This is a genomic window from Natronomonas sp. EA1 (assembly GCF_051195035.1).
GTDB lineage: Archaea > Halobacteriota > Halobacteria > Halobacteriales > Haloarculaceae > JBNTJV01.
On sequence record NZ_JBNTJV010000002.1, the window covers coordinates 217,746 to 243,957 of the forward strand.

Below are 26,212 nucleotides of genomic sequence, written 5' to 3' on the forward strand. Positions count from 1 at the left end.
CCCGCCCCTAAGCGTTTTCCACCGCTTCGAGCAGGTCGTACAGCGCCTGCCGGGCGATCTTCCCCTTGATCTCCGTGCGCGTGCCGGAGAGCTCGTATCGCTCGACGGCCGTCCAGGTGTCGCCAGCCCCCCACTCGCCGCGGTGGGCGACGCCGATGAACACCGTCCCGACGGGTTTCGCGTCGGTGCCGCCGTCCGGGCCGGCGATACCGGTGGTGGCGACCCCCCAGTCGGTGCGGGCGCGGTCACGGATTCCCGATGCCATCTCGCGAGCCACGGGTTCGGAGACCGCCCCGTGGTCGTCGAGCGCCTCGCGGGAGACGCCGAGCGAGTCCATCTTCGCCTCGTAGGAGTAGGTGACGAACGTCCGGTCGTAGTAGTCCGAAGCGCCCGGCACGTCGGTGATGAGCGAGCCGATGAGCCCGCCCGTACAGGACTCCGCGGTGGCGAGCGTCTCGCCGCGCTCGCGGAGGACGCGCCCGATGCGTTCCTCGATGGGGGTCCCGATGTCGTCGGTGTCGGTGTCGTCGGCCATACGCGAAGGAGGACTGCCGGGGCAAAGAATCCACCCGGGAGCGAAACACCGAGGGGGGTCGCCCTCGAAGCGAGGGTATGGACGACGACCGGCCGCTGTTCTTCCACGTGATGGCCTACGCCGATTCGGCCGATAGCGACGTGGTGGATATGGTCTCCGGCGACCCCGACTGGGAACCCCCCGCCGCGCTCCGGGAGGGGTTCCGGGAGTACGCCGACCGCCCCGTCTCAGAGTACCAGTACGCCCAGAGCGCAGGGCTCGGCGAGCTTCGGGAGGAAATCGCGGCCCGCGAGGGCGTCGACGTCGAGCGCGTCATCGTCACGAACGGTGCGGGCGAGGCGAACTACCTCGCGATGGCCTGCGGCCTGCGCACGTACGACGGGGACGAGGTCATCCTCGCCGACCCGGTGTACCCCTACTACTCCGGGCGAACGCGGATGCTGGATGCTGAACCCCGGTTCGTCGCGGCCGACGACGAGGGATATCTCGACCCCGCTTCGGTCGAGGAGGCCGCGAGCGACGACACCGCCATCATCGTCGTGAACTCCCCGAACAACCCCACCGGGACCGTCTACGGCGAGGCGCGGAAACGCGAACTCCTCGAGATCGCCGAGGCCCACGACGCCCTCCTGCTCTCGGACGAGGTGTACGAGACGTACGACTACTCGGGCCAGTTCTTCTCGTTGCTCGACATCGAGTCGGAGCACCGCGTCGTCACCAACTCCTTCTCGAAATCGATGGCCGCCACGGGGATTCGGGTGGGGTACGCTATCCTCCCCGAGCATCTCATCGACGCGGCCCAGACCCGGCACATGCTCGTCAACGTCGCCTGCTCGCGGCCCGCGCAGGTCGCGGCGCTCCGGGCGCTCCGGGAGACGCCCGAGAGCTACTACGCGGAGAGCAACCGCCTGCTCGCGGACCGGGTCGACACCTTCACCGACGCCCTGGACGCGGCCGGTGCCGAGTACATGACCCCCGAGGGCGGGTTCTACGTTCTCGCGCGGTTCGACGGCTTCCCTGGCACCCTCGAGAACGTGAAAAAGCTCATCGACGATGCCGGAGTCGCCGGGATGCCCGGAGAGGGCTTCGGGGAGACCAGAACGGACTGGATTCGCTTTGCGCTGGTGACCCCGCGCGTCGAGGAGGCCGCGGACCGGCTGGCCGAGTATTTCGACTGAAAGAGCCACACGGCCGGTCGTCCGCGTGAGCGCAGGTCGCGCGAACGCGGACGGCCCGGGGAAGGGCTGGTGCGGTGCTGTGCGGTCCTGGTGGACTCGCAAAGGGCGAGTCCGGTCGCGTGCCGTGACGACGCAAGCACTGGAGCGAACGAAGTGAGCGAAGCGCGCAGCAAGTCACGGTGCGCGAGCGGGCGAGGGCTTTGCAGGTGGTCGCGGTCACGAAGACGAATCAAGCGAGGGCTTTGCAGGTCGCCTCTGCATCGAAACGAGAGCCAGCGGAACGAGTAGCGAATCAAAAAAGAGACCGACGGATAGACAACACCCTGTCCACGACACATCATCAATGAGCGAAATCGACGTGGAAGCCGTCGAGAGCCTCGACACGGCCCCCATCGACGCCCCGGAGTACGTCCTCTACGGGGGGAAAGGCGGGGTCGGAAAGACCACCATGGCCGCGGCGACGGCCCTCGCGAGCGCGGAGGACGGCGTCCCCACGCTCGTCGTCTCCACGGACCCGGCGCACTCCCTCTCGGATATCCTCCAGACGCCCATTCCCGCGGAGCCGGGGCAAATCAGAGACGACATTCCCCTCTACGCCGCGGAGATCGACCCCGAGGCGATGTCCGGGGGGCCGTTCGGCGAGGGGGGCGCGACCCTCGGGGGGCTCGAGCAGCTGCTCGGGGGTGACGTGTCGGGCGCGATGCCCGGGGCGGACGAGGCCGCGGCGATGCAACTGCTCCTCAGATACATGGACGACACGCGGTTCGAGCGGGTCGTGGTCGACACCGCGCCGACGGGTCACACCCTCCGGCTCCTGGAGCTGCCGGACGTGATGGAGACGATGGTCGGGCGGATCATGGCCCTCAAGGAGCGCTTTTCGGGGATGCTCGGCTCCCTCGGTGGGATGTTCGGCGCGGGCGGGATGGACGAGGAGGACATCGACGAGGGGATGGACGACCTGCGGACCCTCTCCCAGCGGGTCGAACGCCTGCGGGATGCGTTACAGGACCCCTCCCGGACGGACTTCCGGGTCGTCATGATCCCCGAGGAGATGTCCGTCCTCGAGTCGGAGCGGCTCATCGCTCGGCTGGGGGAGTTCGGCATTCCGGTGGGGACGGTCATCGTGAACCGCGTGATGCAGCCGCTCGCGGAGGTGGCGGAGGTGGACCCCGAGTGGTTCGTCTCCCCGGACTTGGAGAACTGTGAGTTCTGCCAGCGGCGGTGGAACGTCCAGCGGGGAGCCCTCCAGAAAGCGCAGAACGTCTTCCGTGGGCACACCGTAAAACGGGTCCCGCTGTTCGCGGACGAGGTGGCCGGCGACGACGTGCTCCGGGTCGTGGCCGCCTGCCTGCGCTAGGATTCGACGAGGGGGCCGACCGCAAAAACGAGCACGACCGCGAAAACGAGAACTACTGTTCGACCACGAGCACGACGAGGTCGTTCACGTTCGTCCCCGTCGCGCCGCCGGTGTCGACGAGACAGTCCGCGAGCAGCGTGTGTGAATCGTTCTCTCGAAGGGCGGCCTCCGCCTCCCCCACGGTCACCTCGCCGGGCCCGACGATGGCCCCCGCGTGCTCGGCGCTCCCGTCCTTCCCGTCGGTGTCGATGGCGGCGAACGCCGCACGCGGGGGGAGATGCGGGGCGACGGCCGACGCGAGTTCCCCGTTCGGGCCACCCACGCCGTCACCCGTCACGCGCACCGTGGTCTCCCCCGCGGCGAGGACGACGGCGGGGGTCTCGACTGGGTCGTCGTTCGCGTCCAGCTCCTCCGCGATGGCGGCGAAGACGGGGGCGACGCCCCGGGCCTCCCCGCGCAGGCGCGTCGTGAGCACGCAGGTGGCGTAGCCGCGCTCGCTGGCGCGCCGGTGGGCCGCGTCCGTGGTCGTGCGCGCGGACGCGAGGACGTGCGTGGGGACGGCGATGGCGTCCGGGGTCTCCCCGTGGTCGCCACGGACGCCGGCCTCGAGGTGCGCACGGACCGCCGGCGCCTCGACTCCGTACTTGTCGAGGGCGTCGAGCGCGTCCCGATAGGTGGTCGGGTCACCCGCGACGGGGCCGGAGGCGATGACCGCGGGGTCGTCGCCCGCCACGTCCGAGATGAGCAGGCCCACCACCCGCGCCTCGCCCGCGGTCGCGGCGAGCCGCCCGCCCTTCACCCGCGAGCAGTGTCTGCGGACGGCGTTCGTCGCCTCGATTGGCGCGCCCGCGTCGAGCAGCCCCTGCGTGGCCTCGCGCACGTCGTCGATGGTGAGGTCACCCCCGGGCACCTCACAGAGCGCGCTCGCGCCGCCGGTGAAGCAGGCGAGCACGAGCGTCTCCGAATCGGCCGAGGCGAGCGCCTCCAGTATCGCCTCCCCGCCCGCGACGCTCCCCTCGTTCGGGACGGGATGGCCCCCGACGACCACCTCGACCCCGTCCAGCTCCGCGGGCTCGTCGGCGACGACGACCCCGTCCAGCTCGACCGGGGCCGCCGCCAGCACGGGCTGAAGTCCCCGGACCAGTTTCACGACCCCCTTCCCCGCGCCGACGACGAGGACGCGCTCCGGGAGGGCGTACCCCGTCCCGTCCACGCGCAGCTCCGCGCCGTCGTACCAGACCGCGTCCTCGACCGCGAGTTCGGGGTCCGCGGCCGCGAGCGCGGCTTCCAGACACTCCAGTGCCGTCACGTGCGCCCGCGACCGTTCGAGCGCGTCCCGGTTTCGAATCATCGCTCGCTCTCTCAGCTAATCGTGCGGAACAGCCCAAAGAGTTTGTCTCGAATCGTTGCCGGGAGCAGCCGGGTGTAGAGCACCGCCTGCGCGAACCCCCCGACCACGTACCGCGGCTTCGGGTCCGGGGAGACGCCCGCCTCCAGGATGACCTCCGCGACCTCCTCCGCAGTGGAGGCGAAGGGGCTCGACTGCCCCGAGAGGAGCCCCGCGTCCTCCTGCATCTCGTAGAGGTTCTCGTAGGCCTCGGTGCGGTCGTACTTCTTCAGCTCCTCGCCCACGCGGTTCCGGAACTCGGTCTCGACCGGGCCGGGTTCGACGAGCACCACGTCGACGCCGAAGCCGGACACCTCGTTGCGGAGCGCGTCGCTCATCCCCTCCAGCGCGAACTTCGAGCCCGAGTAGGCGCCCATCCCCGGCACCGCGACCCGGCCCGCGACGGAGGAGACGTTGATGATGGTCCCCTCCTCGGCCTCGCGCATGTGCGGGAGCGCGGCGCGCGTGAGCCGGTGCGGGCCGTAGACGTTCACGTCGAACTGCTCGTGGAGGTGTTTCGTCCGCAGGTCCTCCAGCGGGCCGTGCTGGCCGTACCCCGCGTTGTTGACGAGCACGTCCAGTCGCCCCGTCTCCGCGACGGCCTCGTTCACGACCGTCTTGCACTGTTTCTCGTCGGTGACGTCGAGCTCGGCGACGACCGCGCCCTTTTCATCGAGGTCGGCGATATCGTCGGTGTCACGCGCCGTGGCGTACACCGTCCACTCCTCGTCGAGAAAGACCTCGGCCGTCGCGCGACCGATGCCGGAAGAACAGCCCGTGGCGAGTACCGTCCGGTTCATACTCGCGCGTCGAAGGCGCGGGATTAGGAACTGTCGGTCACTCCCAACTCCGACGCCAGTGTCTCCGTCGCCTCTCGCGCCGCCTCGACGTGCGCGCGAGCCTCCTCGTGCTCCACGTCGCCGACGTTCGACAGCAGGTGCTGGAGCTGTCCCACCCGCTTTTCGAGTGCCGCACCCTCGCAGTGCCGGGCATCCGCGGCGATGGCCTCCGCCTCCCCGAGCCACTGGCTCGCCCGCGTCTCGACGGGGAGCGTCGCCGTCGCCTGCAGGTGGGCGTGAATCTCCTCGATGCGCGCGTCGTTCCCCGTCATTTCATCTCGTCCGCGTACCTGTCCGCGAGCCGCGTCGGCTCCGGGAGTTTGTACTCGCCCCCGCAGGCCTCCACGAGGTCGACCGCCGTCTCCGCGGAGACGCGGTGACCCGGCGAGACGTAGAGGGGATTGATCCTCCCCGAGTCGAACTGCCGGCTCTGATAGGCGTAGCCGATGACGGTCCCCTCGGGCGCGTCCACCGTCGCGTCGGCCTCGATGGGGACGCACGCACCCTTCGGGAGACCATCGACGGACTCCGTGGGGGTGCCACAGAGCAGGGATTTGGCGACGCCGATGGAAGGGATGTCGAGGATGACGCCGATGTGCGTCGCCAGCCCGGCATGCCGGAAGTGGATGCGACCCGAGCCGTCGAACAGCGCGAGGTCGGGGTCGTGGTCCAGGTTCTCGAACGCCGCGAGGATCGGCCCACCCTCGCGGAAGGAGAGCAGACCGGGGATGTAGGGAATCTCCAACTCGGTCACGGCGTGGACGTTCTCGACCACCGCGCCGTCGCGCCAGAGGACGATGGCCGAGACGGCCTCCTCATCACGAAAGGCCTGGTCGACCCCTGCGACGAGCGGGCGCTCGGGGAGGTCGAGGTCGTCATCGAAAACGGCTGCAGCGGCGACCTCACGCTGGAGCGACTCCATCTCCTCCCGCGAGAGCGAGGCGTCGGGGACGAACTCCGGGTGCGCGGGTTCCATTCAGAACCGCCGGCCGGGACCGCCCATCCCGCCACCCCCACCGCCGAGACGGAACTGACTGGGGGCGCTCACCTCGTCTTTGATGTGGTAGGCGTAGAAGAACCCGACCACGAGCCCCATCAGGTGCGCGGCGTGGGCGATGTTCCCGCCGAGCGCGTTCCCGGTGGAGAGGACCCCCGCGATGGAGAGCAGGGCGTAGCCGCCGGTGAGGACCCAGATGGGGATGGGGAGGACGAAGTAGAGGTACACCTTCAGGTCCGGGTTCAGGACGGTGAGGACGGCCAGCATCGCCATGATGCCACCCGACGCCCCGAGCACCGCCGTGGAGTTCCCGAGCACGAGCCCCACGCCGATCTGGGCGAGCCCCGCGATGATCCCCCCGCCGAGGAACAGCAGGGCAAAGCGCTTCGAGCCGATGCGCTTCTCCAGGAACGGCCCGAAGAAGAACATCACGAGCCCGTTCCCGAACAGGTGTGTGAACGTAAAGGGGGAGTGGGCGAAGACGGAGGTGATCCACGTCCAGAGATACTCCGGGTGCGCCGAGGAGAGCGTGAACAGCGCGGAGAACGTCTGTCGCCCGAAGAAGAGGAGGGAGATCCACTCCAGGAGAAACGTCACGACCATGATCGCGAGGAAGGTGTACGCGAGATTGCCTCTGAAATACGAGAGCGGGCCGCCCGGCCCCGTCTCGAGGTTCAGCCGGGAGGTGCGCCGTTTCGCCTGCCGGTCGGATTCGAACACACCCGCGGGGTCGTTCCACTCGTCGAGTCCCGCACACGAGTGGTTCTCCGGCAGCCGGTGTTCGGCGCAGTAGGCGTTCCCACACCGCCGACAGTTGTACGGCAAGTCGATATGCTTGCCACACACCTCACACGTCGCCATTGTCCTCTCTTAAGACGGTGACCGCAAAGGGGTTTGGGTTGCTCTCATGCTGATTTTGCTTCCGAGGCCATACGGGAACGGACTGGAGCGTTACCGTCACAGACACCGCGACGACAGCCGTGAACACCACCTCGAAAGCCCCGGCAAATCGCGGCGGCGGAGCCGCCGCGCAGCCGCCCCTTTCAGTCCCACCCGCGGTGGCTGGCCGACCAGCCGACTCTCGGTGGCTGGCCTGCCAATCGACCCCGGGTGGGACTGAAAGGGGCCGGACGCTCGGCGAAGGAACGGACGGGGGAGCACCGCAGGAGCGAGCGTAGCGAGCGACGAGGAGCGCGCCCGCCGTACCGAGTCGAGCGTCCGGGGGCTTTCGAGGTGGTGTTGGCGGACCCGTTTCCCGCGGTCGAACAACACATCCGGGCGGTCGCAGTGACGACGGCTCACACCAACCCACCAACCCAACAAAACACCAGCAACGTGAGGCTATTTCAAGCCAGCCGTCCCAAGAGAAACCATGAACGAACACCAGCGCAAGTCGCTGCTCGAACGGGTGAACCGCGAGAGCGCGACGGTGGGCGCTGCCATCCCCGACGTCATCGAGGTGCAGGGTGAGGAGGTGAACCTCCGGGAGTTCGTCTTCGAGATCAAACGCCGGGACACCATCCCGGCCGGCGAGGAGGAGCGGGTCCAGCAGGCGAAGAAGAACCTCCGGCGCGAGCGCATCGAGCGCGTCTCGAAGATCGAAGACAACGAGGTCTCCTACGAGGAGGGGGAGGAGCTCGCGAAATCCATCATCGGGATCGACCGGGCGCTGAACGCGCTGGAGGGGCTCAAGCGGGGGACGGACATCCAGACCGAGGCGGACTCGAAGGAGGTGGCCGACCAGAAGCGCTGGATGAACTTCCTGAAGAAGGTGCTCGGCCACGACGGGGGGCCGCGGGTATGAGCCGGAACGCGGAGGTTGCCGCGCAGTTCGAGGCGATGGCGGACTTCCTCGACGCGATGGACGACGAGTACCGCCCCCGCGCCTACCGCCGCGCCGCGGAGAACATCCGCGGCCACACCGTCGCCATCGAGACGCTCGCGGAGCGCGGCGGGCAGGAGGCGGTGGAGGAGATCGACGGCGTGGGCGAGGCCATCGCCGCGAAGGTGGTGGAGTATCTCGAAACGGGGGAGATCGAGGAGCTCGAAGAGTTACGCGACCAGCTTCCCGTCGAGATGGAGGAGCTGACGGCCGTCGAGGGGGTCGGGCCGAAGACGGTGGGTGACCTCTACGAGGCGCTCGGCATCACGACGCTCGACGAGTTGGAAGCCGCGGCGGAGGCCGGGGAGATACAGGAGGTGAAGGGGTTCGGCGAGAAGACCGAACAGAACATCCTCGAGAACATCCCGTTCGCCCGCCAGTCCAGGGAGCGAGAGCTCATCGGGGAGGCCCGGCCGCTCGCGGACCGGGTCGTCGCGCATCTCGGCGACTGCGAGGCCGTCTCGCAGGTGGAGACCGCGGGGTCGCTGCGGCGCTGGCGGGCCACCATCGGCGACGTGGACGTGCTCACGGCGAGCGCCGACCCCGAGGCCGTCGTCGACGCCCTGCTCGCGTTCGGGTCGGGGAGCGACACCATCGAGGCGGGGACGAAGAAGGCCTCCATCCGCGTGGACGGCGTCCGGGTCGACCTGCGGGTGGTGACCCCCGACGAGTGGGGCTCCGCCCTCCAGTACTTCACCGGGAGCAAGGACCACAACGTCAAGCTCCGGAACCGGGCCATCGACCGCGAGCTGAAGATGAACGAGTACGGGGTGTTCGACATCTCGGACGTAGAGGACCCGGACGCGGGCCAGCGCGTCGGCGAGCGGGTCGCCGGCGAGACGGAGGAGTCGATGTACGAGGCGCTCGACCTCCCGTGGATACCGCCGGAGCTCCGGGAGGACCGAGGGGAGGTCGAGGCCGCGGCGGACGGAACCCTCCCGTCGCTCATCGAGGAGGCCGACGTTCGCGGCGACCTGCATCTCCACACCGAGTTCTCCGACGGGAACAACACGGTCGCGGAGATGATTCAGGGGGCCGAAGACCGTGGATACGACTACCTCGCCATCACCGACCACGCGACGGGGCCGGGGATGGTCGGCGGCGTTGGACTGGACGACGAGGAGCTCCGCGACCAGATCGAGGCGGTGCGCGAGGCCGCCGAGGGGACGGAGCTCCGGGTGTTCACCGGCGTCGAGGCCAACATCGCCCCCGACGGCACCGTCTCGGTCGGCGACGACGTGCTCGCCGAGCTGGACTGCGTGGTCGCCTCGCCGCACGCGAGCCTCGACGGGGACGGCACCGACCGCCTCGTCACCGCCATCGAACACCCCGAGGTGAACGTGCTGGGCCACCCCACCGGCCGACTGCTCAACCAGCGCGAGGGGCTGGACATCGACATCGACGCCGTCGCCGCGGCCGCCGCCGACCACGGCGTGGCCCTCGAGATCAACGCCAACCCCTCGAGACTGGACCTCTCGGGGAGCCTGGTCAAGGCCGCCATCGAGCAGGGGGCGACCATCGCGGTCAACACCGACGCCCACCGCCCGGGGAACTACGGGCTGATGCGGTTCGGCGTCCACACCGCCCGGCGTGGCTGGGCCGAGCCCGACGACGTGCTCAACACCCGCGATTCCGATGGGGTCGCGGCGTTCCTCGGCCTGTGAGCTTCCTGCTCGACGCGATGTGCGGGAAGCTCGCCGTCTACCTGCGGATGTGCGGGTACGACGCGGCCTACGCGCTCGACCGGGGAATCGAGGACGACGACCGGCTGCTCGCGTGGGCCCGCGGGGAGGGGCGCACGCTCGTCACGCGCGACCGACAGCTCGCGGCGCGGGCCGAGGACGCGATCCTGCTCACCGAACGCGAGGTGGACGGCCAGCTCGCGGAGCTACAGGCGGCGGGTATCCAGCTCGTGCTCGCCGACGAGCCGGGACGCTGCGGGGCGTGTAACGGCCCGGTCGAGCGGGTCGCCCCCGAGGACCGGACGCCCGACTACGCCCCCAGCCCCGAGGAGACCGCCGTCTGGCGGTGTACGGACTGTGGACAGCACTTCTGGAAGGGGAGCCACTGGGACCGCGTCAGGAACGTCGTCGAGTCGGTCGAATGAGTCAGTTGTTCGGCGACCACTCGTCGCAGGCGTCCATGTCCGACATGGTCTCCGTGTGGAGCCCACAGTAGGGCTGGAGCCCCTCCTCCGTTCGGAGGTAGCTGAAGTGCTCGCAGTTGCCGCAGTAGACGTCACCGCGGGGTTCGGGTCGCGGGTCCTCCAGCAGTTCCGCGTCGTCCTGAATGTCGGGGGCCTGCCGGGGGCGACCGGGGGCGGCGACCGCGCCCGCACCGTCCGTCTGGGCCGTTCCCCCCGGCTGGCCGCCCGACTGCGCCGTCCCGCCCGTCTGCGTCTCCGCGGAGCCGTCGGGGGTCGCCCCGAGCAGGCCGATGCCGCCGAGCCCCTGTTTCAGTTTGTCGTTCGACACCTCGACGACCTTCGTCTGCCCCTCCTTCGTGATCTCGAGGCGGACGGTGCCGCCGGGGTCGTTCCGGGTCTTGAAGTTCGCGACGGCGACGAACAGACACCAGAACGTCGTGATGGTGCCGAGGAAGTAGATGGCGACGACGGGGAGGGTGTAGTCCGTCGCCATGCCGTACCACTGGCTCGGGTAGACGGCGGTGAAGGCGACGACGCCGGCGAGGGCGACCGCCGACCCGGAGACCGCGACGGCCCGGAGCCGGAGCCCCGCCTGCGGGAGGACGGTGACGACCCCGAGGAACGTCGCCGGGAGGCCGATGCCCGCACAGATGCCGGCGAGCTCGCGGGCCTCGAACACGCCCAGCCCGAGGGCGCTCGCCACCCCCGCGCTCGTGCCGAAGACGATGCCGCTGACGGTGAGGATCGCACCGACGAGGAACAGACCGACGCCGAGATACAGCCGCCGAAGGTCGGCCCCGCCTGCGCCCCCTTCATAGACCTCCGTAAGGCTGGTCATGCGTTCGATTGCGTTCCCATCCATGAAAAGGGTACGTCAGACACGCGGCAGACACCGCCGGTACTGAAGGAAAAAGCACATACCGCCACGCTGGGACCTTCGGTCATGCACGCAGTCGTTCTCGCAGGGGGGTACGCCACCCGCCTCTGGCCGATCACGAAACATCGGCCCAAGATGCTCCTGCCGGTGGGTGAGTCCACCGTCATCGAGCGGATCTTCGCCGAGCTGGAAGCCGACGACCGCATCGAGGACGTCTACGTCTCCACGAACGAGGCGTTCGCCGAGGAGTTCGAGACGTATCTCGCCGAGTCACGGTTCGAGAAACCCCGGCTCTCCATCGAGGAGACGACCCACGAAGACGAGAAGTTCGGCGTCGTCGGCGCGCTCGCCCAGCTCGTCGAGCGCGAGGGGGTCGACGACGACCTGCTCGTCGTCGCCGGCGACAACCTCATCGGCTTCGAACTCGCCGACTTCATCGACTTCTTCGAGACGAAGGGCGCACCGAGCCTCGCCGCCTACGACGTGGGGTCGAAGGAGAAGGCGAAATCCTACGGCCTCGTCGAGCTGGCGGGCGACCAGGTCGTCGACTTCCAGGAGAAACCGGAGGACCCCAACAGCACCCTCGTCTCCATCGCCTGCTACGCCTTCCCCGAGGAGGCGCTGCGCTTCGGCGAGTATCTGGAGGGCGGGAACAACCCCGACGAGCCCGGCTGGTTCATCCAGTGGCTCGTCGAGCACGACGAGGTGTACGCCTTCCCGTTCGAGGAGGCGTGGTTCGACATCGGGACGCCCGAGTCGTATCTCGAGGCCGTCGCGTGGGCCTTGAATGGAGACTCCGTCATCGCGGAGGACGCCACCGTGAAGAACTCCACCATCGGCGGCAACGTCCACGTCATGTCCGGCGCGCACGTGAAGGACTCCACGCTGGAGGGGTCGCTCATCTTCCCCGACGCCACCGTCGAGGACTGTGAAATCCACGACTCCATCATCGACGAGGAGACCCACATCGCGAACATCGACCTGGCGGGCGCGCTCATCGGCGCGCACTCACAGCTGACGAACGGGAGCTAACCTTCGAGTCGCGCGTCGGTCACCCGAATCCGCCCGCGATTCCCCTCCCACTCCGTCTCGTATTCGAGGGCGATGCGCTGGTCCATGTGCGGGCCGTCGACGACGAACGTCTCGAACTCGCCGCCTTCGCCCAGGAGGTGGACGCCGTACTCCTCGTTCAGTTCCTTCAGCTCCGCGATGGCCTCGCGGTCGAGCGTGCGCCCGAGCCAGGACTCGTCCAGCCCGTAGGCCGCGACCTGGATGATCGTGATCTCGAAGCCGGCCTCGAGCATTTCCTCCGCGAGGTCCTCGGGAGATTCCTGCCAGAGCGGGGCGAACAGCTCACAGTCGAGCCGGTCGCACATCCCCTGGATGCGGGAGGTCTGGTACTCCGACTCGATGGCCCCCGCGGTGACGCCGCCGAGCCCGCCGAGCTCCTCGGAAAGCTCTTCCAGCGCGCGTTCGAGGGGTTCCAGTTCCATGTCGCCCTGCTCGCCGGAGTGTGCGGCGTCATCGGCCCGGAAGTCGTCGGGGTAGACGTCCACGAGGGGGATGCCGATGGCCTCCGCCGCGAGCGTGGCGAGGCTCGTCTCGGGGACGTGGTACATGTACGAATCGCCGTCGGGGTGGACCGTCAGGAGGCGCTCGACCGGGAGTCCCGCCTCGAGCGCCCGATACAGCGCCCACGAGGAGTCCTTCCCGCCCGAGAAGAGGCTCACCCACGCACCGTCGTTCATGCCTCTATCTTAGGAGAAGACGGGATAACGGCTCCGTTCTCACGGCTCGGTCGTCGGGATCCGGCCGCTGACGTAGGTGGCGAACCGGACGCCGACGAGGCTGACGGCGATGCCCGCGACGACGAAGACGGCGAGCCGCGACCAGATGGAGAGGGTGAGCCCGGCGACGGAGACGGGCCCGAGCGTGAGCGGCGGGACGGTGAGCGGGGCGATGACCCCCGCGCGTTCGAGGAAGTAGGCGGAGAAGCCGCGGACGACGAGCCCCACGCTCACGACGCCGAAGGGGAGGTTGAGCAGTGCGGAGCCGACCCCCTCGTCCGCGAGCAGTTCGTCGATGAGCCGGCCCGTGGAGGCGGCGAGCGCCGCGGTCGCGAGCCACGGCACGGCGTCGAACAGAAAGCGCATCGCGCCGAGAAAGAGCTGGGGCTCCGAGAGCGGCTCCACGTAGGGACGGGCGCCGATGACGCCCGCGAAGAGGCCGACGAGCGAGAGCCCCGCGCCGATGACGTAGGTGACGAGCGACACTCGTCCGGAGTAGAAGGCGTCGCGGACGCGCGTCGGGAGCTCGGAGACGAGATCGTCGACGCCGAGCCCCTTGTAGAGGAAAAAGAGGCCGATGACGGCGGCGATGGCCGCCAGCGAGACGGTCAGCGAGTCCGCAACGAGGAGGAGGATGGGGAAGGCGAGCAGGGCCGCACCCAGCGGGACGAGCAGGGTGCTGCGGAGCTCCTCGTCGGCCATGAACTGCTTCAGCAGGTAGTAGGTGGACTCGATGTCGTGGCTCTGGCGGACGACCACCCGGTCGACGGCGTCCACCCGGACGCGCGACTCGATGATGGGAAGCAGGCGCTCGTCGTCAGCGGAGTCGATGACGACGACGGCGGCGTCCACGGGGTGGCGTTCGAGGAGGGTCTCGACCTGCCGGGCGACGCTGCGGTCGGTGTTCACGTCGTCACCGGTCCCCGAGACGACGGCGACGACGGGGTCGTCGTTCTCGTCGCGCAGATCGCGGGTGACGCGGAGGGCTTCGAGCAGGCAGTTGACCCGCGAGTCCTCGGGGTCCTCGATACCCAGATCGGTGACGAGCGCCCGGACGGCCTCCCAGCCGACGACGGGCCCCGAGGCTGCCCCCTCCCGGTCGACACACAGCACCAGCGTACTCACACTCGGTGGAACACGGCCACGGATAAAAAAAGCTCAGTCGCCCGGCGGCGGGTCAGAGCCGAACCTCGCTGTCGTCGAACTGGGAGGCGATGCCGGCCCCGAGCGCGTAGGCGACGTGCGCCGCACCGCCGCGCAGTCGGGCCGCGAGCCCCCGCTCCGTCTGGAACTGCCGGACGACGACCTCCCCGTCGATGCGCTCGTCGATGCGCGCCTCGGCGTCCTCCGCGGTGCCGATGCCGTCGACGAGTCCCAGCTCGAGGGCGTCCTCGCCGAGGTAGACCCGCGCCTCGGTGTCGCGGACGGCCTCGGGGTCCATCCCTCTCCCTTCGGCAACGGTCTCCACGAACTCGTCGTAGTAGCCGTCGATGATCCCTTGAAGATAGTCGCGTTCCCCCTCGTCCAGCTCGGAGAAGGGGGAGCCGGCCTCCTTGTACGCCCCCGCGGTGAACTGCTCCCAGTCGATGCCGAGCTTCTCCATCAGGCCGGAGACGTTGGGACGGGAGCCGCGCACCCCGATGGAGCCGACGATGGAGCCCTCCCGGGCCCACAGCTCGTCACAGCCCGAGGCGATCCAGTACCCCCCGGAGGCGCAGATGTCGGTGGTGTACGCGACGGTGGGGCCGTCGAACCGCTCGGCCGCCCGCCGGAGGTCGTCGCTCGGTACGACCTCACCGCCCGGCGTGTTCAGCTTCACGAGCAGCGCCTGCACGTTCGGGTCCTCGTTCGCCTTGTCGAACTGCTCGACGATGTCGTCGGCGCTCTCGCCGATGGGTGCGGTGGGGAACCCCCCGCCGCCATCGCGGGTGATCGGGCCCTCCACGGCGACCTCCGCGACGGTGTACCCCGGGAACCATCGGCCCGCGACCCGGGAGCCGACCCGGGCCGCGAGCAGCGCGACGGCGACGACGAGCAGGATCCCGAGGATGTCCGCGAGGTCGGCCGCGAACTCGACGAACAGCGCGTAGCCGACGACCGCGCCGACGGCGATGGCGACGAGGACGACGACCGACCGACCCGCAGCGCTCAGGCGGCTTGGCATGGCGAATCACTCATGGTCGCCACTACAGCGGGGAGTGCTAAAGACTTCGTGGGGGACGACACGGGAGCGTCGCCACTCGGCGGGGTGAGAAAACGGAAAGAACGTCGAAACTGCCCTAGAGAAGCCCGGTCTTCTGGAGCTTCATCAGGTCCTCGGTGTCGAGGGTCTCGCCCTCCTTGAACTTCTGGTAGATCTCCTCGGCCTCGGCCTTGGCCTCCTCGCGCTTCTCGGCGCGCTTCTCCTCGCGCTTGGCGTCCTCCTTCTTGTCCATCTCGCGGAGACGCTTCTGCACGCGGACGAAGTCCTCGTGGTGGCGGTCGGCGGCCTCCTGCGCGTCGACGAACTTCGCGTGCCACTCGTCGGCCTCGTCACGGATCTCGTCGGCCTCGCGGTAGGCCTCGATCATCTGATTGTGGTGCTCCTGGGCCTTGTCCGCGAGCTCCGTCACCTTCTGGTGGTGCTCGGAGGCCTGCGCACGGACGTCCTGGGCCTCGGCTTTCAGCTCGTCGAGCTCGCCGGTCTGGCCGAGCTTGTTCTGGCGCTCCTGCAGCTCCTCGCGCTTCTCCTCGATCTTCTCGATGAGCTCGCGCTCGTCCTCCGTGGAGAGGACCTCGGTCTGCTGTTTGAACTCCAGCTGCTCGATCTCCTCTTTGAGCTGGTCGACGGACTTCCCCTCGTTGAGCTCGAGGTCGTCCTTGAGGTCGTCGACCTCGTCGAAAAGTTCGTTGGCCTTCGCGTTCAGCTCGTTGCGCTTGTTCTTGTGCTCCTGGACCTGCTCGTTGAGCTCGTCGCGCTTCTCGCGGTGTTCCTGGGCTTCGTCGACCTTCTCACGCGTCTTCGCGTTGAGCTCGTCGCGCTTGGATGCGCGCTCGGAAGCCATCTGGTTCAGGTCGTTCCGTCGGTCACGGAGCTGCCCTGCCATCTTGATGAGCTGGCCTTTGGATTTGTTCTCGAGGTCGTCCTCTGTCAGTTCGACGTTCTTGGATTCGTCAATGCTCTCTGCCATGGTTACTGTCTATGCCATTACCGCACCGGCGCGCGGCAGTCGCCACTCTCTGGGGGCTGCGACCACCGGACAAGCAAGGTTCCCTGTCATTCTGGTCGGCACACGATACTGCCGAACGCCGGGCGCGTTCTGGTACCTGCACATACTCGATTGAATCATTTAAACGTTGTGGTGGCTCAGACCCCTGTAAACCCCTGCCAACCGCCGTATCGGGCCTCGTGAACAGTTGTCACGGTCTGGTGTGAGTATATAAACGAGCGGCCGTCGATGGTGGCGCTGAAGTGCTCGCGTCACCGACTCCGGGTATGAAGGAAGTCGTTCACGCACGCGGACACGAACACGTCAGCGCCGCACACGCGAGCACGTGGGAGCTCACGAGCGACGACTGGCTCACTCCTGCGGGAGATTGCATCCTCGGCATCGAGGCCGACCGCACCCCCGCGGACTTCGACCGCGCGTTCGTCACGGCCTGCCAGTCGATGGACGCCACCATCACCGCCACCCTCCGCGTCGACGGCCACGAACAGACCATCGTCGGGCGGGGCGACCCCGACCTGACGTTCGAGGACGACCGCTCGCTGGTCGCGCGCACCTCCGACTACACCGACGACCGCACCGTGCTGGTCGGAGCCGACACCGCCGCCGAGGGGATCGACCGGGAGATCGCCGAGGCGTTGGCCGCGGGTGCGGATCTGGAGTGCGTCTTCACCGTCGAGTGAATCACCGCGGCGCGTAGGCTCTTCCGTGCGGCGCGCAACTTGAACGTATGACCGACGAGCCCGCGGAGAACATCTCCGGTGGCGAGACAGGAGGCGGCCGCTTCGACGCCTTCGAGCCCGGCGACGCTAGCCGCGCGGAGGCGATCATCGACCGGCTGGGCGACCGCTACTGGCAGAAGACGTACGGGGGCCAGCCCGCCTTCGAGTGTCTCGTCCGCACCGTCCTCTCACAGAACACCTCGGACAAGGCGAGCCAGCCGGCTCACGACGCGCTGCTGGAGCGGTACGGCGAGGGGGACCTGGCGAAGAACCTCGCCGACGCCGCCCAGCCAGAGCTCGCCGACACCATCGCCAGCGCCGGGCTCTACAACCGGAAGTCGGAGACCATCATCCGGCTCGCCGAACGAATCGTCGAGGCGTACGGTTCGGCTCGCGAGTTCGACGCGTACGTGAAGGACACCGAGCCCGACTCGGTGCGGAAGACGCTCCTCGACATGAAGGGTGTCGGGCCGAAGACGGCGGACTGCGTCCTCCTCTTCGCCGGCGGGAGGTCCGGGGTCTTTCCCGTGGACACCCACGTCCACCGCATCGCCCGGCGGATGGGGCTCGCGCCGAAGACGGCAGACCACGAGGCGGTGCGGGAGTGTCTGGAGGCCGCGATCCCCGGCGAGAAATGCGGCTTCGGGCACACGGCGATGATCCAGTTCGGACGAGAGTTCTGTTCGGCCAGAAAGCCCGCATGCCTTGAGGGACCGGAGGCCTGCCCGCTGGAGGACCTGTGTGACCAGGTCGGCGTCTACCCCGAAGACGGCGAGGTCGTCGATCCGAGCGAGGCCCCCGACTTCACGGCGTAAGGAGTCGGATGGCGACGACGGTCCCTTCGGGGTCGTTGTCCTCGATGCGTACCTCGCCGCCGTAGCGCGAGACGACCCAGCTCACGAGCCACAGCCCCAGGCCGCTGGCGTGGTCGAGGGGGGTTTCCGTCCCCTCCTCGATGACCTCGCGCTCCGGTTCGGGGATACCCGGCCCGTCGTCGGCCACGCGGAGCTCGGCGTGGAGCCCCCCGAGCGACGCGGAGACGGTTACGTGTGGCGTGTCGTGCTCGGCGTGGCGCACCGCGTTGTCGATGAGCTCCTCGATGGCGAGACAGAGATGGTCAGTCCCGGAGACCGGGAGCGGGCCGTCCACCTCGGAGACGAGGTGCGCGTCCGGGAAGCGCTCGCGGGCCTGCGCGAGACAGCGCTCGACGAGGTCGGCGAGGTCCACCGCTCCCGCTTCGACGTCCGCGGAGAGCGCCGCCTCGACGTTGCCGACCGTCTCGCTGATGTTCGCGAGGTCGTCGGCCACTTCCTCGATGGCGTCGAGATACGCGGGGTCGTGCTCCTCGCGCAGGAGCTCTGCATACCCGGACGCGATGTTCGCCTTCGTTCGGATGTCGTGGCGGAGGACGCGGTTGAGCACCGAGAGCCGCTCCCGGGAGAGCCGGAGCTCGTCGTCGAACCGCCGGCGCTGGCTCACGTCGAGGAACGCGCCGATGACGAACTCCAGCTCGTCGTCCGCGTCGAAGACGGGGACGGCGTTGGCGAGGACCCACACCCGGCCGAGCTCGGGGTGTGAGACCCCCAGCTCGCGGTTGACGGCGGGTTCCTCCGTCCGGAGCACCGAGACGATGGGGTGGGCGTCCCGGTCGAGCGGCTCCCCCTCGCGGTCGACGAGCCCCCACGCCTCGGTGTCACGCCACCGGGCCTCGATGGCCGTCTCGGACCGCCCGAGGATGGTCTGGGCCTCGGCGTTGGCCCGGACGAGGTCCCCCGCCGCGTCCGTGACGACGATGCCGACCGGGGTGGCATCGAGGACGCGTTCGAGGACCCGCCGCTCGCGTGCCACCGCGGCCGCGGCGAAGCGGTCGAACCCCGCCGTCGGGGGCTCGCCGTGCGTGGCGGTCTCCGCGACCCGGACCGCCGCGCGGACGCGCTCGCGAAGCTCGGCCTCCCGGCCGTCGACGGGGCCGACGAGACACTCAGTCACGCCCGCATCGAGCGCGTCCGCGAGTTCGTCCGCGTCGCTCGCGACGGCGACGATGGGGACCGACGGCACCGTGGCGAGCAGGTCCAGCGCCCGCGGCACGGTCGCCACGAGACAGGAGGCCGCCTCGAGCGCCGAGGGCTCGTCTCCCTCGCGCGCGTCGAACGGCTGGAGGGCCGCGACCGCGCCAGGGACGGAGCCGACGACGAGGACGCCCCCACCGTCGGTCAGCCGCTCGGGAGACGATTCCATGGGGATAACGGAGGAGTGACGGGACCATAGGTACTGCGGCCGATGATGATTTACTCCTCCCCATTGATGAGCGAATATGCCCGCTGACCGACCCCGCGTACTCGTGGTCGAGGACGAGCCAGCCCTCGCAGAGCTCTACGGCATCTGGCTCTCGGGGAGCGCGGAGCCGACCGTCGTCACGGACGGGGCGGCCGCGCTCGAGGCCGTCGGAGACGCTGACGTGGCCCTCCTCGACCGCCGGATGCCCGCGATGAGCGGCGACGAGGTGCTCGCCGCCTTCCGTGAGCGCGGCCACGACCTCCCCGTCGCGTTCGTCACGGCCGTCACGCCGGACGTGAGCCTCGCGGACGCCCCGTGTGACGCCTACCTCCTGAAACCGCTCGACCGTGCGCTCGCGCTCGACGCCGTCGCGCGGCTCGCCGCTCGAACCACGCTCCCCCCCGAGCAACGAGAGCTCGCGGCGCTCGTCGAACGACGGTCGGTGATCGAGGACGCGCTCACGACGAGCGAGCTGGCGGAGAACGACACGTATCGGGCGCTGCTCAGGCGCATCAAACGACAGGAGTCGGAAGCCGGAATCACCGTCGACGAGCTCCCCCCGGAGCTGTTCGTCTCCCCGCTGTCGGGCGGGACTATTTGAAGCGGAACGTCTCGAGGTTCTTCGGGGCGAACGTCCGCATGTTGAACTCGTGGTAGAGCCCAGAGGAGAGGTCTCTCGTGGAGGATTCGTCCCCGTGGACACACAGCACCTTCTCCGGCCGGGGGTTCATCGTCCGGACGAAGTTCATGAGGCCGTTGCGGTCGGCGTGCCCGGAGAAGCCGTCGACCGTCTCGACGTCCATCTTCAGCTTCAGCGTGGAGCCGCGGCCACCGCCGTTGCGGCCGCGCTCGTTCATCGGGATCTCGTCCCAGCCGCTCTGGATGCGCCGGCCGAGCGTCCCCTGCGCCTGGTAGCCGACGAACACCATCGTGTTGCGCTCGTCGCCGCCGAGGTGGCGGAGCCAGGACATGATGGGCCCGCCGGTGACCATCCCGGAGGTGGAGAGGATGACACAGGGACCGCCGTCCGCGACCTCCTGTCGCTCCTCCTCGCCGCCGTCGATGTGGTTGAACTGCTCGGCGAGGAACGGGTTCTCGTCGTCGTGGAAGATGCGGTCGCGCAGGTCGTCGCGCAGGTACTCGGGGTACGTGGTGTGGATGGCCGTCGCCTCCCAGATCATCCCGTCGAGGTGGACGGGCATCTCCGGGATGTCGCCGTTGCGCATCGCCTCCTCTAAGACGAGCATGATCTCCTGTGACCGGCCGACGGCGAACGCGGGGATGACGACCTTCCCGCCGTCCTCCGCGGTCTCCTTGATGACCTCGATGAGCTTGTCCTCGGAGTCGGCCTGGTCCGTCTGGTAGTCGTTGCGACCCCCATACGTCGACTCCATGACGAGCGTCTCCACGCGCGGGAACTCGTTGACCGCGCCGTTGAACAGCCGCGTGTCGGTGTAGTGGATGTCGCCGGAGAAGGCGACGTTGTAGAGGCCATCGCCGATGTGGAAGTGGGAGACGGCGGAGCCGAGGATGTGACCCGCGTTGTGGAAGGTGAGCTTGATGTCGGGGGCGATGTCCGTCACGTCGCCGTACTCCAGGGGAATGGTGTGTTTGATCGCCTCGCGCACCATCTCGGACTCGTAGGGGGGCGTGCGACCCTCCTTCGCCGCCACGTCGAGGTAGTCGAGCGTCAGCAGCCCCATCAGGTCGCGGGTGGGTTCCGTACAGTAGATGGGGCCGTCGTACCCGTACTTGAACAGGAGGGGAATGAGCGCGGAGTGGTCGAGGTGGGCGTGGGTGAGCACCACCGCGTCGAGGCTGTTTAATGGAGTGGCTTCCGGGACGTGGAGATACGGGACCTCGCCTTCGGCACCGGGTTTGTCACCGCAGTCGATGAGCACGCGCGTCTCGGGGGTCGAGAGGATGAAGGAGGCCCGGCCGACCTCGCGGCAGCAGCCGAGGGTGGTGATGCGGACCCACTCGTCGTCGGACATCTCCTGGCGGTGGATCTGCCGGCCTACCCGTTCGAGGATCTCGCGGCGCTCCTCGCGCTCCTGTTTCAGGAAGTTCCGGACGTTCGAGACGGTGGAGGACTCGATGGGCGGGGTGCGCACCACCTCGGGGGTCCAGCCGACCTGCTGGGTGATCTCCCGGAGGGTGGAGCCGTGTCGGCCGATGACCATGCCGGGCTTCGCCGCCTCGATGACGACCTCGCCGGTGTCGACGTGGAAATCGAGGTCCGTCACGCCCGCCTCCTCGGGGATGACGTTCATGATCTTCTCCTCCGCCTCCTGCGGGTGGGAGAGCACGTCGGGGTCCGGACGCACGGTGATGCGCTTGCGGAGTTTCGAGGCGAGTCGCCGGACGAGATCGCCGTTCTCCGCGAACGTCTTCGGGTCGCGCGTGTAGACGACCAGTTTCGGGCCCTCGTACGTGACGTCCGAGATGGAGATGTCCGAGGGGACTTCGCTTTCGATCTGTTCTTTGATGTCTTCGAGTTGCCGCTCTACGTTGCTCATAAGTTGAGAATCGGGGGTTCCCGGCAGGGGTGCGCCGCTGTCGTGTCCCGGTGGGACGGTAGCGATGCACGTGGAATATGAGGAATCATACTCGTGGAGAGTCCGTCGTCCACGCTGACGACTGCGGGACAGTCGGGAAAACCCGCTTACCTCGACGTACACCACTGATAATATAAAAGGCTTCTCAAATACAGGGTATGGAGTTGACACCTACGGCCGTCGAGCGGGAGTACGAGTGGGTTCGCGAGCGGGAGCCGGTGGTGCCGCTCATCAACGAGACCCGTGAGATCCTCGGCGACGCGTTCGGGGTCGAGGTGGGCAACGTGACGGAAGAGCAGTACCACGCGGAGGTGGACGCCGTCTTCGCGAACGGCGACGTGGGCGTGAACGTCGCCGCGCTCGTCGGCCTCCTGCGCGAGCTCGACGTGGCGGGGGATTACCCCGGGTTCGTCGTCGACGAGTTCCTCGGGAGGAAACTCGCGGCGACCATCGCGGGCGGGGAGCCGTGGGGGCTGCTCGCCGAATCCACGTTCCACGTCGCGGACGTGTTCACGCACGGGGGTGCGGGCGACGCTGCGGGCGCGGACGACCTCGACGCCGCCCTCGCTGCGGGCTTCCAGACCCGACTGCCCGGCTGGCCGTGGACCGAGGAGGACTCGCCGTTCACCGTGGACCGGCCCTGACCGCCCAGGGGCTAGCTACTGTTGATTACCTGACAACCTTATACGGGATGGCGGCGAATGAGGAGTATGAACGGGGACGTCTGCGTCGTGAACGTGGACGGTACGTGGGGGGAGACGAACCGGATAGCGGTGGCACTGCAGCGGGCCGGCTGTGTCGCACTCCCCTTCGAGCGCGCCGCGGACGCGCTCGAGACGGTCCATCGTACCGGTCTCGAGGCACTGACCGAATCGGAGCCCATCGAGCCGGGAGCGCTCGAACCGCTCCTCGGCGACCCGGACCAGCCGGTCGTCCTCTACGTCCACCCGGACGCCGCGACGCTCGACCGGGCGGTCACCGTCTCGACCGACGACGAAGTGGCGACGCTCGTCGACCGGGTGGCGACGCTCGTCGACCGGGGAACCGCGGCGGCCGCGAGCGACGACGGGGACGGAGACCGGGAGCGCTACTACCAGCGGATCGTCGAGCACAGCCGCGACGGCGTGTTTGTCTGTTCGCTCGACGAGATCCACACCGTCAATCAGGCCGCCTGCGAACAGACCGGTTACACGCGGGAGGAGCTCCGCTCGATGAACCCCTTCGACCTCGTCCACCCGGACGACCGCGAACGCGTCCGAAAGCAGGCGCGGCGGCGCGCGAAGGGGGAGAATTCGAAGGGGCTCGTCGAGACCCGAATCCGCCGCAAGGACGGAGCGACCCGCCACGTCGAGCTCTCCGTGGCGGCGACGGAGGTCGACGGCGAGTACGGCGTTATCGTCTTCCAGCGCGACGTGACCGACCGGAAGGCGGACGAACGGGAGCTCGCGGTGCAGTCCGAGCGGCTCCAGACCCTGCTCACGAACCTCCCGGTCGTGGTGTTCGCGCTCGACGCCGACGGCCGGCTCACCCTCGCGGAGGGGAAGGGGCTCGACCACCTCGGGATCGCGGTGCCCGAGGTGCTGGGGAACCACATCGGCGAGGCCGACGTTCCCGCCCTCCTCGACGGGCTCGAACGCGCGAAGGAGGGGAAGTCACACAACGTCTCCGTGGAGTTCGTGGGACGGACGTTCGACGTCTGGATGAAGCCACTGCCCGACGAGACGGGGAGAACCGGGGCCATCGGCGCCGCCGTCGACATCACGGACGACCGGGAGCGGGCGGCTCGGCTGGAACAGCAGAACGAGCGGTTAGAGGAGTTCGCCTCCATCGTCAGCCACGACCTGCGCTCCCCGCTCACCGTCGCGAGCGGGAACATCGAACTCGCTCGGATGGACCACGAGAGCGAGTACCTCGACAACGCGCTGGCCGCCCTCGACCGGATGGACGACCTCATCGACGAACTGCTCATGCTGGCACGCTCCGGCCGGCTCGCCGGTGACCCCGAGCGCGTCTCGCTCGAGTCGGTCGCCCGCCGGGCGTGGCAGAACGTCCACCACGCCGACAGCACGCTGTGTATCGAGACGGACCTCACCCTGACGGCGGACCCCGGTCGGCTACAGGAGCTCTTCGAGAACCTGTTTCGGAACGCTGTGGAACATGGTTCCACAGGCCCTCGTTCGCACGCTCACGAGGACGCTGTCGAACACGGTTCGACAGGCTCCCGCTCGCAGGCTCGCGGGGATTCTGTGGAGCACGGCTCCACGGAGGACCAGCAGGTCGAGGCGAACGGTGGCGGCGTGACGATCCGGGTCACCATGCGCGACGGGGCGCTCTGTATCGAAGACGACGGGCCGGGGATCCCCCCGGAGAAACGGGAGTACGTGTTCGAACCCGGCTACACGACGAGCGACGAGGGGACGGGCTTCGGCCTCGCCATCGTGCGACAGGTCGCGGAGGCCCACGGCTGGTCGGTCGCCGCCGGTGAGAGCTCGGAGGGGGGTGCTTGCTTCGAGATCCGGGGGCTCGAGTCCGAACAGCCCGTCGACGCCGAGGACTGACGCCCGGGCCGTCGTCCGCGTCCACCAGCGGGGCCGAGAGCCCCTCCGTCGCAGCGAACGCCGACCGAAACGCACCGTGTTTAAGCCGCGCCTCCGACACACACAGATATGAGCGACTCACCGGACACCGAGAAGGAACAGGAGCTCGGGATCACAGAGAGCAAGGAGTACGCCACCGGGAAGTGGTACGCCGAGGTCGTCCAGAAGGCCGAACTCGCCGACTACGCCCCGATGGGCGGCTTCATCGTCTGCCGTCCCCGTGGGTACGCGCTGTGGGAACGCCTCCAGAACTACCTCGACGGGTGGTTCAAAGAGGAGGGCGCGCAGAACGCCTACTTCCCGATGATGATCCCCGAGTCGTATCTCGAACAGGAGAAGGACATCGTCGAGGGGTTCGACCCCGAGGTCGCGTGGGTGACCCACGGCGGCCACGACGAGCTGGAAGAGCGGCTGGCCATCCGGCCCACGAGCGAATCCATCATCACGCCGTACATGGCGCAGTGGACGCGCTCGCACCGTGACCTGCCGCTCCAGCTCAATCAGTGGTGTTCCGTCGTGCGCTGGGAGGCCACCGACACGAAGCCGTTCATCCGGACGAAGGAGTTCCTCTGGCAGGAGGGCCACACCGCCCACGAGACGGAGGAGGAGGCGTGGGACGAGACGATGACCCGACTCGAGCAGTACCACCGCCTGTACGAGGAGGTCATGGCGATGCCCGGCCTCAAAGGGCGCAAGCCCGACCACGACAAGTTCCCCGGCGCGGACACCACGACGACCGTCGAGGCGATGATGCCGGACGGGAAGTCGCTGCAGGCGTGTACGAGCCACTATCTGGGCACCGGCTTCGCCGAGGCGTACGACCTCACCTTCCGCGACGAGCACGAGGAGGAGCAGGTCTGTCACACCACGTCGTGGGGGCTCTCCTGGCGCGCGCTCGGCGGGCTCATCATGACCCACTCCGACGACCAGGGGCTCGTCCTCCCCCCGAAGCTCGCGCCCGAACAGGTCGTCATCGTCCCCATCTGGCAGGAGGACACCCGCGACGAGGTGCTCGACTACTGTGCGGGCCTCGCCGCGGACCTCGACGAAGCTGGCGTCCGCGTCCATCTCGACGACCGCGACGAGCGCAACCCCGGCTTCAAGTTCAACGAGTGGGAGCTCAAAGGGGTCCCCGTCCGCATCGAGGTCGGCCCGAACGAGGTCGCAGACGAAGAGGTCACGCTCGTCCACCGGCCCGACGGGGAGAACGAGGTCGCCTCCCGCGACGAGCTCGTCGAGGCGACCGAGGACGCGCTCGATACGGTGTACGCGAAGCTCTACGCCGCCGCCGAGGAGCAGCGCGAGGAACTCACCCACGAGGCGCACGGCCGCAACGAGATCCTCGGCACCATCGGCCAGCACGGTGGCTTCGTGAAGACCGGCTGGTGTGGCGACGAGGCCTGCGAGACCGAAATCAAAGAGCAGATCGCCGCCGAGATCGTGATGCTCCCGCTCGACCCCGACGAGGAACCCATCCACGACACCTGTGGCGTCTGTGGCGACGAGGCCGAGGAGACGGCGTACTTCGCGAAGAACTACTAAAACCCACCTTTTTCGTCGTCGGGTTCGCGCCTTGCGCGAACCGCTCCTCGAAAAATCTGGACCAAAAACCCGAATCAGCCCGACGGACTGATTCGGTACAAAACGGGTCCGCTCTTCTGCACCGCGACCGCGACAGCCCAGCCTTTCCCCGCGGTCGCGCTTGCGCTCTTGCGCTCACGGGTGTTCACGCTACGCGTGACCGGCCAACCGCCTTCGCACAGCCCCACGCCCGCGAGCAGTTCTGCGCTCACACTCGCCCGCGTACGCACGAACGTTCAAGTACGAATCCGTGACCAGCGACCCCGTGCTGTGAGACGCGCCCGGC

General features: G+C 68.5%; 25 protein-coding genes. 12 read left to right on the top strand and 13 right to left on the bottom strand.

Going from position 1 to position 26,212, the window contains the following annotated elements; translation table 11 throughout:
- Nucleotides 1-7: 7 nt before the first annotated feature.
- Entirely contained in the window at nt 8-535 is a 528-nt protein-coding gene (locus tag ACQUQR_RS07050) for a CinA family protein (RefSeq protein ID WP_435195749.1), read from the bottom strand.
- Nucleotides 536-612: 77 nt separating this feature from the next.
- On the opposite strand from ACQUQR_RS07050, the gene ACQUQR_RS07055 reads away from it, so the two are divergent.
- Complete coding sequence (locus ACQUQR_RS07055; RefSeq protein WP_435195750.1) at nt 613-1,713, top strand: pyridoxal phosphate-dependent aminotransferase; 1,101 nt, start codon at nt 613-615, stop codon at nt 1,711-1,713.
- Nucleotides 1,714-2,056: 343 nt separating this feature from the next.
- Nucleotides 2,057-3,070 (top strand): ArsA family ATPase, encoded by a 1,014-nt coding sequence (locus ACQUQR_RS07060; protein WP_435195751.1) that lies wholly within the window; start codon nt 2,057-2,059, stop codon nt 3,068-3,070.
- A 52-nt stretch (nt 3,071-3,122) separates the two neighbouring features.
- Here ACQUQR_RS07060 and ACQUQR_RS07065 read toward each other — a convergent pair whose 3' ends face one another.
- Genes ACQUQR_RS07065 through ACQUQR_RS07085 form a run of 5 tightly spaced genes read right to left on the bottom strand, consistent with a single transcriptional unit; the run spans nt 3,123 to nt 7,154 of the window.
- A complete protein-coding gene (locus ACQUQR_RS07065; RefSeq protein ID WP_435195752.1) occupies nt 3,123-4,421 on the bottom strand; it encodes a glycerate kinase type-2 family protein in 1,299 nt (432 codons plus the stop codon).
- An 11-nt stretch (nt 4,422-4,432) separates the two neighbouring features.
- A complete protein-coding gene (locus ACQUQR_RS07070) occupies nt 4,433-5,257 on the bottom strand; it encodes an SDR family oxidoreductase (RefSeq protein ID WP_435195753.1) in 825 nt (274 codons plus the stop codon).
- 23 nt (nt 5,258-5,280) lie between these two features.
- Nucleotides 5,281-5,568, bottom strand: a complete 288-nt coding sequence (locus ACQUQR_RS07075) for a hypothetical protein (RefSeq protein WP_435195754.1) — start codon at nt 5,566-5,568, stop codon at nt 5,281-5,283.
- Complete coding sequence (locus ACQUQR_RS07080; protein WP_435195755.1) at nt 5,565-6,272, bottom strand: endonuclease V; 708 nt, start codon at nt 6,270-6,272, stop codon at nt 5,565-5,567. Before ACQUQR_RS07080 ends, ACQUQR_RS07075 begins: the two co-directional genes overlap by 4 nt.
- Nucleotides 6,273-7,154, bottom strand: a complete 882-nt coding sequence (locus ACQUQR_RS07085; protein WP_435195756.1) for a rhomboid family intramembrane serine protease — start codon at nt 7,152-7,154, stop codon at nt 6,273-6,275.
- Nucleotides 7,155-7,665: 511 nt separating this feature from the next.
- Between ACQUQR_RS07085 and ACQUQR_RS07090 the strand changes: the two genes are divergently transcribed.
- From ACQUQR_RS07090 to ACQUQR_RS07100, 3 genes are read left to right on the top strand one after another with little or no spacing between them, the layout of a single operon-like run.
- On the top strand, nt 7,666-8,097 hold the full coding sequence (locus ACQUQR_RS07090; RefSeq protein ID WP_435195757.1) for a DUF5788 family protein: 432 nt from the start codon (nt 7,666-7,668) through the stop codon (nt 8,095-8,097).
- Entirely contained in the window at nt 8,094-9,839 is a 1,746-nt protein-coding gene (gene polX / locus ACQUQR_RS07095; RefSeq protein ID WP_435195758.1) for a DNA polymerase/3'-5' exonuclease PolX, read from the top strand. The genes ACQUQR_RS07090 and polX overlap by 4 nt, the downstream gene beginning before the upstream one ends.
- A complete protein-coding gene (locus tag ACQUQR_RS07100; protein ID WP_435195759.1) occupies nt 9,836-10,282 on the top strand; it encodes a Mut7-C RNAse domain-containing protein in 447 nt (148 codons plus the stop codon). Before polX ends, ACQUQR_RS07100 begins: the two co-directional genes overlap by 4 nt.
- Nucleotide 10,283: 1 nt before the next feature.
- On the opposite strand, the gene ACQUQR_RS07105 is transcribed toward ACQUQR_RS07100, so the two are convergent.
- Nucleotides 10,284-11,159, bottom strand: a complete 876-nt coding sequence (locus ACQUQR_RS07105) for a DUF7139 domain-containing protein (RefSeq protein WP_435195760.1) — start codon at nt 11,157-11,159, stop codon at nt 10,284-10,286.
- A 105-nt stretch (nt 11,160-11,264) separates the two neighbouring features.
- Here ACQUQR_RS07105 and ACQUQR_RS07110 point away from each other — a divergent pair, with 105 nt between their 5' ends.
- Complete coding sequence (locus ACQUQR_RS07110; RefSeq protein WP_435195761.1) at nt 11,265-12,230, top strand: sugar phosphate nucleotidyltransferase; 966 nt, start codon at nt 11,265-11,267, stop codon at nt 12,228-12,230.
- Here ACQUQR_RS07110 and ACQUQR_RS07115 read toward each other — a convergent pair.
- The 4 genes from ACQUQR_RS07115 to ACQUQR_RS07130 all read right to left on the bottom strand — a co-directional run bounded on the left by ACQUQR_RS07115 (nt 12,227) and on the right by ACQUQR_RS07130 (nt 16,155).
- A complete protein-coding gene (locus tag ACQUQR_RS07115) occupies nt 12,227-12,946 on the bottom strand; it encodes a diphthine--ammonia ligase (RefSeq protein ID WP_435195762.1) in 720 nt (239 codons plus the stop codon). The two genes, ACQUQR_RS07110 and ACQUQR_RS07115, sit on opposite strands and share 4 nt — an antisense overlap.
- Before the next feature lie 39 nt (nt 12,947-12,985).
- Entirely contained in the window at nt 12,986-14,110 is a 1,125-nt protein-coding gene (locus tag ACQUQR_RS07120; RefSeq protein ID WP_435195763.1) for a DUF373 family protein, read from the bottom strand.
- A 52-nt stretch (nt 14,111-14,162) separates the two neighbouring features.
- Complete coding sequence (sppA, locus tag ACQUQR_RS07125; protein ID WP_435195764.1) at nt 14,163-15,149, bottom strand: signal peptide peptidase SppA; 987 nt, start codon at nt 15,147-15,149, stop codon at nt 14,163-14,165.
- Nucleotides 15,150-15,264: 115 nt separating this feature from the next.
- Nucleotides 15,265-16,155, bottom strand: a complete 891-nt coding sequence (locus tag ACQUQR_RS07130) for a coiled-coil protein (protein WP_435195765.1) — start codon at nt 16,153-16,155, stop codon at nt 15,265-15,267.
- A 305-nt stretch (nt 16,156-16,460) separates the two neighbouring features.
- Here ACQUQR_RS07130 and ACQUQR_RS07135 point away from each other — a divergent pair, with 305 nt between their 5' ends.
- Nucleotides 16,461-16,874, top strand: a complete 414-nt coding sequence (locus ACQUQR_RS07135; protein ID WP_435195766.1) for a DUF371 domain-containing protein — start codon at nt 16,461-16,463, stop codon at nt 16,872-16,874.
- A gap of 47 nt (nt 16,875-16,921) precedes the next feature.
- Nucleotides 16,922-17,728: an endonuclease III domain-containing protein gene (locus tag ACQUQR_RS07140; protein ID WP_435195767.1), complete on the top strand. Its 807-nt coding sequence runs from the start codon at nt 16,922-16,924 to the stop codon at nt 17,726-17,728.
- Here ACQUQR_RS07140 and ACQUQR_RS07145 read toward each other — a convergent pair.
- Complete coding sequence (locus ACQUQR_RS07145; protein WP_435195768.1) at nt 17,718-19,151, bottom strand: sensor histidine kinase; 1,434 nt, start codon at nt 19,149-19,151, stop codon at nt 17,718-17,720. The two genes, ACQUQR_RS07140 and ACQUQR_RS07145, sit on opposite strands and share 11 nt — an antisense overlap.
- 76 nt (nt 19,152-19,227) lie before the next feature.
- On the opposite strand from ACQUQR_RS07145, the gene ACQUQR_RS07150 reads away from it, so the two are divergent.
- On the top strand, nt 19,228-19,791 hold the full coding sequence (locus tag ACQUQR_RS07150; RefSeq protein ID WP_435195769.1) for a response regulator transcription factor: 564 nt from the start codon (nt 19,228-19,230) through the stop codon (nt 19,789-19,791).
- Here the strand turns inward: ACQUQR_RS07150 and ACQUQR_RS07155 are convergent.
- Entirely contained in the window at nt 19,784-21,709 is a 1,926-nt protein-coding gene (locus tag ACQUQR_RS07155) for a beta-CASP ribonuclease aCPSF1 (protein ID WP_435195770.1), read from the bottom strand. The genes ACQUQR_RS07150 and ACQUQR_RS07155 overlap by 8 nt on opposite strands.
- Before the next feature lie 197 nt (nt 21,710-21,906).
- On the opposite strand from ACQUQR_RS07155, the gene ACQUQR_RS07160 reads away from it, so the two are divergent.
- The 3 genes from ACQUQR_RS07160 (at nt 21,907) to proS (ending at nt 25,887) form a co-directional block, all read left to right on the top strand.
- The gene (locus ACQUQR_RS07160; protein ID WP_435195771.1) at nt 21,907-22,392 is read left to right on the top strand and encodes a hypothetical protein; all 486 of its coding nucleotides are present in this window, start codon (nt 21,907-21,909) and stop codon (nt 22,390-22,392) included.
- 66 nt (nt 22,393-22,458) lie between these two features.
- Nucleotides 22,459-24,306: a PAS domain S-box protein gene (locus ACQUQR_RS07165; RefSeq protein ID WP_435195772.1), complete on the top strand. Its 1,848-nt coding sequence runs from the start codon at nt 22,459-22,461 to the stop codon at nt 24,304-24,306.
- A 108-nt stretch (nt 24,307-24,414) separates the two neighbouring features.
- Nucleotides 24,415-25,887: a proline--tRNA ligase gene (proS, locus tag ACQUQR_RS07170; RefSeq protein WP_435195773.1), complete on the top strand. Its 1,473-nt coding sequence runs from the start codon at nt 24,415-24,417 to the stop codon at nt 25,885-25,887.
- The last annotated feature ends 325 nt before the right edge of the window (nt 25,888-26,212 follow it).

Bases quoted from the DNA above. Each gene is read 5' to 3' on its own strand.
- ACQUQR_RS07155 (WP_435195770.1), bottom strand. From the start codon at position 21,709: ATGAGCAACGTAGAGCGGCAACTCGAAGACATCAAAGAACAGATCGAA.
- ACQUQR_RS07060 (WP_435195751.1), top strand. From the start codon at position 2,057: ATGAGCGAAATCGACGTGGAAGCCGTCGAGAGCCTCGACACGGCCCCC.
- ACQUQR_RS07130 (WP_435195765.1), bottom strand. From the start codon at position 16,155: ATGGCAGAGAGCATTGACGAATCCAAGAACGTCGAACTGACAGAGGAC.
- ACQUQR_RS07115 (WP_435195762.1), bottom strand. From the start codon at position 12,946: ATGAACGACGGTGCGTGGGTGAGCCTCTTCTCGGGCGGGAAGGACTCC.
- ACQUQR_RS07105 (WP_435195760.1), bottom strand. From the start codon at position 11,159: ATGACCAGCCTTACGGAGGTCTATGAAGGGGGCGCAGGCGGGGCCGAC.
- ACQUQR_RS07165 (WP_435195772.1), top strand. From the start codon at position 22,459: ATGAACGGGGACGTCTGCGTCGTGAACGTGGACGGTACGTGGGGGGAG.
- ACQUQR_RS07135 (WP_435195766.1), top strand. From the start codon at position 16,461: ATGAAGGAAGTCGTTCACGCACGCGGACACGAACACGTCAGCGCCGCA.
- ACQUQR_RS07075 (WP_435195754.1), bottom strand. From the start codon at position 5,568: ATGACGGGGAACGACGCGCGCATCGAGGAGATTCACGCCCACCTGCAG.
- ACQUQR_RS07055 (WP_435195750.1), top strand. From the start codon at position 613: ATGGACGACGACCGGCCGCTGTTCTTCCACGTGATGGCCTACGCCGAT.
- ACQUQR_RS07085 (WP_435195756.1), bottom strand. From the start codon at position 7,154: ATGGCGACGTGTGAGGTGTGTGGCAAGCATATCGACTTGCCGTACAAC.
- ACQUQR_RS07050 (WP_435195749.1), bottom strand. From the start codon at position 535: ATGGCCGACGACACCGACACCGACGACATCGGGACCCCCATCGAGGAA.
- ACQUQR_RS07150 (WP_435195769.1), top strand. From the start codon at position 19,228: ATGCCCGCTGACCGACCCCGCGTACTCGTGGTCGAGGACGAGCCAGCC.
- ACQUQR_RS07145 (WP_435195768.1), bottom strand. From the start codon at position 19,151: ATGGAATCGTCTCCCGAGCGGCTGACCGACGGTGGGGGCGTCCTCGTC.
- ACQUQR_RS07160 (WP_435195771.1), top strand. From the start codon at position 21,907: ATGGAGTTGACACCTACGGCCGTCGAGCGGGAGTACGAGTGGGTTCGC.
- sppA (WP_435195764.1), bottom strand. From the start codon at position 15,149: ATGCCAAGCCGCCTGAGCGCTGCGGGTCGGTCGGTCGTCGTCCTCGTC.
- ACQUQR_RS07110 (WP_435195761.1), top strand. From the start codon at position 11,265: ATGCACGCAGTCGTTCTCGCAGGGGGGTACGCCACCCGCCTCTGGCCG.
- proS (WP_435195773.1), top strand. From the start codon at position 24,415: ATGAGCGACTCACCGGACACCGAGAAGGAACAGGAGCTCGGGATCACA.
- ACQUQR_RS07080 (WP_435195755.1), bottom strand. From the start codon at position 6,272: ATGGAACCCGCGCACCCGGAGTTCGTCCCCGACGCCTCGCTCTCGCGG.
- ACQUQR_RS07090 (WP_435195757.1), top strand. From the start codon at position 7,666: ATGAACGAACACCAGCGCAAGTCGCTGCTCGAACGGGTGAACCGCGAG.
- ACQUQR_RS07065 (WP_435195752.1), bottom strand. From the start codon at position 4,421: ATGATTCGAAACCGGGACGCGCTCGAACGGTCGCGGGCGCACGTGACG.
- polX (WP_435195758.1), top strand. From the start codon at position 8,094: ATGAGCCGGAACGCGGAGGTTGCCGCGCAGTTCGAGGCGATGGCGGAC.
- ACQUQR_RS07140 (WP_435195767.1), top strand. From the start codon at position 16,922: ATGACCGACGAGCCCGCGGAGAACATCTCCGGTGGCGAGACAGGAGGC.
- ACQUQR_RS07070 (WP_435195753.1), bottom strand. From the start codon at position 5,257: ATGAACCGGACGGTACTCGCCACGGGCTGTTCTTCCGGCATCGGTCGC.